The sequence below is a fragment of the Plasticicumulans sp. genome (assembly GCF_035331805.1).
In the GTDB taxonomy this organism is placed as follows: domain Bacteria; phylum Pseudomonadota; class Gammaproteobacteria; order Competibacterales; family Competibacteraceae; genus Plasticicumulans.
This window is the reverse complement of the sequence record NZ_DAOLKE010000199.1, coordinates 1-6,571: the sequence shown is the minus strand read 5'-3', so window position 1 is coordinate 6,571 and position 6,571 is coordinate 1. Positions and strand designations below refer to the sequence as shown.

The window sequence follows — 6,571 nt, the reverse complement described above, 5'->3', positions numbered from 1 at the left end:
GCCAGCGCCGGGCGCAGCGGGGCCAGCCGGCGCGCCGCCTCCGGCCAGCGCCCGAGTGCGCCGAGCAGCGCGATGCGCTCCAGTGCCGCCCGTGCGGCCAGCGGCCCGTCGCAGAGCGCATCGAGTGCCTGCCAGGCGCCGCGCAGATCCTGACGCTGGATGTGGATGCGGTAGCGGTTCCAGCCGCGGCGGCTGTCGGCGAACGCGGCCTCGGCGAGCAGCGTGCCGGCCAGCGGATCGTCGAAACCGTGCCCGGCCAGCGCCGCGAGCAGGGCATCGTTGTCGGGCAGACCGTCATCCGCCGGCTTTGACATGACGGTATCGGTGTCGGCCCCGAAAAGTGGGGCGGCGGGCGCGGCGGCCGGCAGCGGCGGGCACGGACGCAGGCGTTGCATCGGTGGCAACAGCGTGCGCCCCGGCCAGTCGCCGGGCGGAGCCAGACCGAGCGCGGTCAGCACGGTCGGCGCCAGATCGAGCACGGTCGCCGGCTGCGCCTCGCGCACGGCGGACAGCCCCGGCACGCTGAGCGTCCACATGCCCTCGGGGCGCGGCGTCGCCGGGCGCGGGTCCGCGAGCCCGGGGCCGTGCCCCCGTGAGCCCGGCACGTCGAGATAGCCATGCGTGCTGACGACGAGCACGGCAGCGTCCATGCCGCCGAGTTCGAGCAGGCGGCCGAGCAGCTGGTCGGCGAGCCGGTAGGCACCGGGCAGCACGCCGCGGTAGCGGCGGAAATCCTGCTCGGGCACCGCGGCCGGACACGGCGGCAGGTAGGCGGCGAAGATCGCCGACAGTTCGGCGAGCAGCGGATAGCAGACGAGCGTCAGCGGCCCGGGGCGGGTTTCCAGCAGCCAGGTCGCCGCGGCATGCAGGCTGAAGCTGCGCGCCAGTGCCAGCGCCGCCAGTGCCGGCCGGCGATCGCCATGCGGGTCGATCGTGCCGACCTCCGGCATCAGCGGCGCGAGCACCGCGGCGTCGAGTTCGGCCGGATCGACGCGCAGCGCATCGAGTTGCGCGCAGGTTCCGGCATCGAAGCCGCCGAGTGCGCCGTCGGCGAGCGCCAGCCACTCGCCGCCATCGGCCGCACAGCGCCCCGGATAGGCATCGCCGACGCAGCCGCCGGCACCGCGTGCCGGACTGCTCGCCGGCAGGCCGATGCGCAGGCTGGCCAGGCCGGCGGCGGCCGCGTGCTCCCACAGCGGCGCACGCTGCAGGCTGCGGCTGTCGACTGCGCGCGCGCCGCCGTGGGCCGGATCGGTCTCGACGGCGGCCAGCACGTCATGCACGTCCGGCCAGCGGCCGGTGTTCAGGCTCGCCCAGCAGGCCGGCGGGCAGTCGGCGAGGATCGGCGTCAGCGAGCCATGACGACCGCGTGCGCGCAGCCGGGCGAGGTTCGGCAGCAGCCCGCGCGCCAGCAGCGGTGCGGCGATGTGTTCGTCCCAGCCTTCGAGGGCGATCAGCAGGCAGCGCGACACGAGGGCTTCTCCAGTTCGCAGGCGTAATAGTGTTCGCAGGCGATGCGCGCAGCCTCGAATCCGCGGCGGATGCCGACTTCGTAGGCGCGGCGCGTGTCGCCGTGTTCGTCGGCGGTGCTGAAGCGGTGGCGTTCGATCTCGCGGTGGCGCCGGTGCAGGCGCCGGGCCGCGCGGAACTTGCTTTCGATGTGCGCCCAGCCGCGGCGGAAGGCCGGCTGCACCAGATACAGGTCGGTCGAGGCCCAGTCGCTGCCGCGGCTGCCGAGCGTCACCGCGACCGGCCGGCCGTCGAGGTGCAGCGCCTGCGCCCATTCGTTCGGCTCCAGGCCGCTGCGCAGGATGCGATCGAGCCGCACCGCCGCCGGCGGTCCGAAGGCCTCGATCAGCGCCGCGCCATAGGCGCCCCAGGGCACCTCGCCATCGTTCTGCTCCAGGATGCCGGCCGGCAGCCGCCCGCGCGCCAGCAGGCGGTCGCGATAACGGCCGAAGAAGCGCACGGTGTTCGCGAGCGTGGTTTCGAAGGTTTCGATGGTACGCACCACCTGCAGGCCGACGGCTGCGCAGAAGGCCGCGGCTTCCGGTGTGTCCGTCCCGCGCCAGCTCACCACGCGCGCCAGTCCCTGCGCCTGCGCTGCCGCCATGGCCGTCGCATGCAGCGCCCGGCCGACGCCGCGCCGGCGCAGGGCCGGCACGACCGCGATCCACAGCGCGCCATCCGGATGCAGCGCGGCAGCCCCGGCCGGGCAGTCGCCGGTCTCGGGCAGGAAGGCCAGCCAGCAGTCGGCGCCGGTCTGCACGCGCAGCGGCAGACGCGTCAGCGCCCGTACCGGCGCGAGGCGCTGCGGCCCAACGGCCAGGACCCGCATCAGAGGAACGACGCCCGCCCGCAGGGCAGGCAGGACATGTGCACGCGGACGGCACACCCGGCCCTGTCCGGGCCGGGACGGAGCAGTGCGCAGGACGGACCGGATTGCGGCAGGCCGCCTTGCGGATCAACGGGCAGGAGGGACATGGCGGGGGCGTCCTTGTGCTGTTGGGCGGAATGAAGGCGCGTGTGCCGGGGGAGTCCGTGGCTCGATCCGGGCTTCTGACCGGCACACCTGACAGCACGGTGCTCAGGAGCCGGTGGCGGTTGATGCACTGCAACGGGTGTTAATCTTCCCCGAATAATTGTCAAGTTTGGCTTGCATGCCGATTTTTTTTTCGGCCGCATGCACGATTGCCAAAGCCGGACGACTACGGCCCGCCGGAGTCGGCGTCGCAGTCAGGGCGTTGATCCGAAGTGAATCCGGTTTCCCGGAAGGGCGGGCAGACGTGCGACCGGGTCGCCGGACGCAGTCGCAGCGATCTGCCAGACCCGGCCGGCAAGCTCTGCTTGCCGGCAGGCAGCCGGAGTCGATCAGGCGGTCGTGGCCGTCCGGCGACGCCGGCGCGCGGCGAGCGCCGTGCCACCCATCGCGAACAGCGCCCAGCCCGCCGGCTCGGGGATCGTGATGCCGACCCCGGCGACCGACTCGTAAGCGTAGTCGTAAGCGGTGATCACCAGCGAGTTGCTGGTGTTGTCGTAGGCGCTGACGCCGACGCGCATCCAGCCGAAGTGATAGTCGGTACCGACCACGTCACCGGGCAGGCCGGTCATCGCGAATCCGACGTAGCCGATCGTGCCGGCGCCGCCGTTGTACCAGTTGCCGGCCTGCGCGCGCACGCCGCCACCGTTCAGATCGAAATCATCGATGGCCAGGACGCCGACCTTGTTGGCATCGGCGAAGGCGGCGGCGTCGATGGTGCTGCCGGTACCGAAACGCGTTGCGCTCGGAAAGCCGGCATCGTTGGCGATCATGACGAACGACGGATCACTGAATACAACTGCGATCGCGTCGGTCTGGCCATCGCTGCCGGTATCTGTTGCGTCATGCCCGAAGGCGAAATCATCCGAACCGTCGCCGTTGAGGTCGAGAAAATTACCGATGGTCGCATTGTTGGCGGTGACGAGGTCGGGAACGAGATCGACGTAGACGACCGAGGCTTCGGCCTGGAAGGCGGCGAGGCCGCCGAGCTTCAGCGCGCCGGCGGCGAGGGTGGAGCGGGTCAGATGGCGCATGTGCGGGGATCCTTGGGCGAAAAGGCTGGAAAGGTGACGTCCGGGTTCAATGGCCGCGGTTCTGCATCGATCACACCCACACCGCCGGACGGCTGCCAGCGACAGGCAGCCTGCAAGGTCCGGACAGTGGTGCGACGTGCGGCGTCATCCTCGGTGAAACTTTGTCAAGCCCGGCTTTCAGAAACTTTTCTTTGCAATCCATGCGGGAACTTTTGCTCGTGCCCGCCGCCACCGCCCGCTGACTCCAACCGCTTTCGTACATGCCTGATTTGCATGCTCCTCGACTGCGCCTGCCTTCCGTGCTTTTGCCGAAGCCCGTACGGCCGCGGCCCGGACCGGACGACGGGTCTCCAGGTAAGCCGCGCTGTCACAAGAGCCACGGCTGCCGGCACGGCAGGAACGAACCCTCGGGGACACATCGCACCGGCATAATCGGTCCTCCTTCCCGTTTCCGCCGGAATCCGCCCCCCATGCAGCCCTATCAGCGCGACTTCCTCGATTTCGCCGTCAGCCGCGGCGTGCTGCGCTTCGGCGAATTCACCCTGAAATCCGGCCGCATCAGCCCGTACTTCTTCAATGCCGGCCTGTTCAACACCGGCGGCGCGCTGGCCCGGCTCGGCCGGGCCTACGCGCAGGCGATCACTGATGCCGGCATCGACTACGACCTGTTGTTCGGCCCGGCCTACAAGGGCATCCCGCTGGCCGCGGCAACCTCGGTGCAGCTCATCGAGCAGTACGGCCGCGACGTTCCGTGGTGCTTCAACCGCAAGGAAGCCAAGGATCACGGCGAGGGTGGTCAGACGGTCGGTGCGCCGCTCGCCGGGCGCGTGCTGATCATCGATGACGTGATCACCGCCGGCACCGCGATCCGCGAATCGCTGCTGCTGATCGCCGCGCACGGCGCCGAACCGGCCGGCGTGGTCATCGCGCTGGATCGGCAGGAGCGCGGCCTCGGCGAGCGTTCGGCGATCCAGGAGGTCGAGCAGAACTACGGCATCCCGGTCATCAGCATCGTCACGCTCGCCGACCTGATCGACTATGTCGCCGGCCGCCCGGATTTCGCCGCGCACGAAACCGCGATCCGCGCCTACCGCGAGCGTTACGGCGTCTGAAGCCGCGCGGTGCGTTCAGGCACGTTCAAGCGCGTTCAGGCGTGTTCAATACAGATCCTGCGGATCGACATCGAGCGACCAGCGCACCAGCCGTGCCTGCGGCAGCCGGCCGAGCATCGGGGCCAGCGCATCGAGCAGCGCGTGCAGCGGCGCGCGCGCGCCGGCCTCGAACAGCAGTTGCGCGCGATAGCGCCCGGCGCGGCGCTCCATCGGCGCCGGCACCGGACCGTGGACCTGCACGTGGCCGTCGCCGAGCAAGGGTTCGGCGAGCGTCGCGACCGCCGTCAGGAAGGCCGCCGGCGCTTCGGCATCGGTCGCCTCGGCGCGCAGCAGCGCCTGGTGGCCGAACGGCGGCAGCCGCGCGGCGCGGCGCTCGGCCAGCAGTTCGGCGGCGATCGCCGCGTAATCGCCGCGCAACAGCCGCATGAACAGCGGATGCTCGGGGTGATGGGTCTGGATCGCCACCGTGCCCGGCCGGCCGGCGCGACCGGCACGGCCGGCGACCTGCACGACGAGCTGCGCCAGCCGCTCGGCCGAGCGGAAGTCGGCCCCGAACAGGCCCTGATCGGCATCGACGATGCCGACCAGGCCCACGTCCGGGAAGTCATGGCCCTTGGCGAGCATCTGTGTGCCGATCAGCAGCCGCGCCGCGCCGCTGCGCACGGCGTCGAGCTGCGCTTCGAGGCTGCCCTTGCGCCGCGTCGTGTCGCGGTCGATGCGCGCGATGCCGGTGCCGGGGAAATGCCGCTCCAGCGCCTGTTCGATGCGCTCGGTGCCGAGCCCGAGCCCGGTCAGCGTCGTGCCGCCGCACTTCGGGCAGCGCGCCGGCAGCCGGTGCTCGGTTCCGCAGTGGTGGCAGATCAGCCGGCGCGTGGCGCGGTGCACGGTATAGCGCGCATCGCAGCGTGAGCATTCGGCCAGCCAGCCGCAGTCGCAGCAGTACAGCACCGGCGCCCAGCCGCGGCGGTTCAGGAACAGCAGCACCTGCGCGCCGGCATCGAGCTGCGCGCGCATGCGCGCGAGCAGCGGCGCCGACAGCCCCTCGTCGAGCGGGGCGCGGCGCACATCGATCAGCTCCATGCGCGGTGCCGCCGCGCCGGCCGCGGCGCGATGCGTCAGCGCCAGGCGCGTGTAGCGGCCGGCGGCGACGTTGGCGAGGCTCTCCAGCGACGGCGTCGCCGAGCCGAGCACCAGCGGCACGCCGGCGGCGTGTGCGCGCACGACGGCCAGATCGCGCGCCGAATAGCGGAAGCCCTCGTGCTGCTTGTACGAAGCGTCGTGCTCCTCGTCGACGACGATCAGCCCCGGGCGCGCCAGCGGTGCGAACACCGCCGAGCGCGTGCCGATGACCACATCGGCGCGGCCGTCGCGCGCATCCAGCCAGGCGTTGAGCCGCTCGGCCCCGGCCAGCCCCGAGTGCAGCACCGCGATGCGCCCGCTCAGGCGCGCCCGGAAACGCTCGACCAGCTGCGGCGTCAGCGCGATCTCCGGCACCAGCACCAGCGCCTGGCGCCCGCGCGCCAGCACCGCGGCGATCGCGCCGAGATAGACCTCGGTCTTGCCGCTGCCGGTGACGCCATCGAGCAGCAGGCAGCGATACTTTCCGGCGGCGGCGTCGATCGCGGCCACCGCCGCGGCCTGCCCGTCATGCAGCGCCGGAGCGGTGACCGCCGCAGCCGCCGGCCGGGGGGCGTCGGACTGCGGATCATCGAGGCGCTCGACCCAGCCGCGCTCGCACAGCGTGCGCAGCAGGGCGCCGTCGAGCGCGTGCCGCTCGCGCAGCACCGACAGCGCCAGTGCTCCGTCGGCGACACTCAGCGTCGCCAGCACGGCGCGCCGGCGCGCCGAGCGGCCGGTCGCCTGCTCCTGCAGCGCCAGCCGGCCGG

The 6,571-nt window shown here is 72.0% G+C and carries 5 protein-coding genes; 1 reads left to right on the top strand and 4 read right to left on the bottom strand.

All coding sequences use genetic code 11. The annotated features are described in order from the left end of the window. From PKE44_RS13210 to PKE44_RS13200, 3 genes are all read right to left on the bottom strand, one after another. Positions 1-1,472 (bottom strand): alkaline phosphatase family protein (locus tag PKE44_RS13210; protein WP_324551946.1); only part of this gene is annotated, 1,472 nt, incomplete at its 3' end. Beyond that, positions 1,454-2,338 carry a GNAT family N-acetyltransferase gene (locus PKE44_RS13205; protein WP_324551944.1) on the bottom strand — a complete coding sequence of 295 codons (885 nt, stop codon included), beginning with the start codon at positions 2,336-2,338 and terminating at the stop codon, positions 1,454-1,456. The genes PKE44_RS13210 and PKE44_RS13205, both read right to left, overlap by 19 nt. 533 nt (positions 2,339-2,871) lie before the next feature. Next, on the bottom strand, positions 2,872-3,573 hold the full coding sequence (locus PKE44_RS13200) for a PEP-CTERM sorting domain-containing protein (protein ID WP_324551942.1): 702 nt from the start codon (positions 3,571-3,573) through the stop codon (positions 2,872-2,874). Positions 3,574-4,043: 470 nt separating this feature from the next. On the opposite strand from PKE44_RS13200, the gene pyrE reads away from it, so the two are divergent. Then, a complete protein-coding gene (gene pyrE, locus PKE44_RS13195) occupies positions 4,044-4,685 on the top strand; it encodes an orotate phosphoribosyltransferase (protein ID WP_324551940.1) in 642 nt (213 codons plus the stop codon). 45 nt (positions 4,686-4,730) lie between these two features. On the opposite strand, the gene PKE44_RS13190 is transcribed toward pyrE, so the two are convergent. Further along, on the bottom strand, positions 4,731-6,571 hold a 1,841-nt coding region (locus PKE44_RS13190), incomplete at its 5' end, for a primosomal protein N' (RefSeq protein ID WP_324551938.1).

Coding starts and splice junctions, on each gene's coding strand:
- PKE44_RS13200 (WP_324551942.1), bottom strand. CDS start 3,573: ATGCGCCATCTGACCCGCTCCACCCTCGCCGCCGGCGCGCTGAAGCTC.
- PKE44_RS13205 (WP_324551944.1), bottom strand. CDS start 2,338: ATGCGGGTCCTGGCCGTTGGGCCGCAGCGCCTCGCGCCGGTACGGGCG.
- pyrE (WP_324551940.1), top strand. CDS start 4,044: ATGCAGCCCTATCAGCGCGACTTCCTCGATTTCGCCGTCAGCCGCGGC.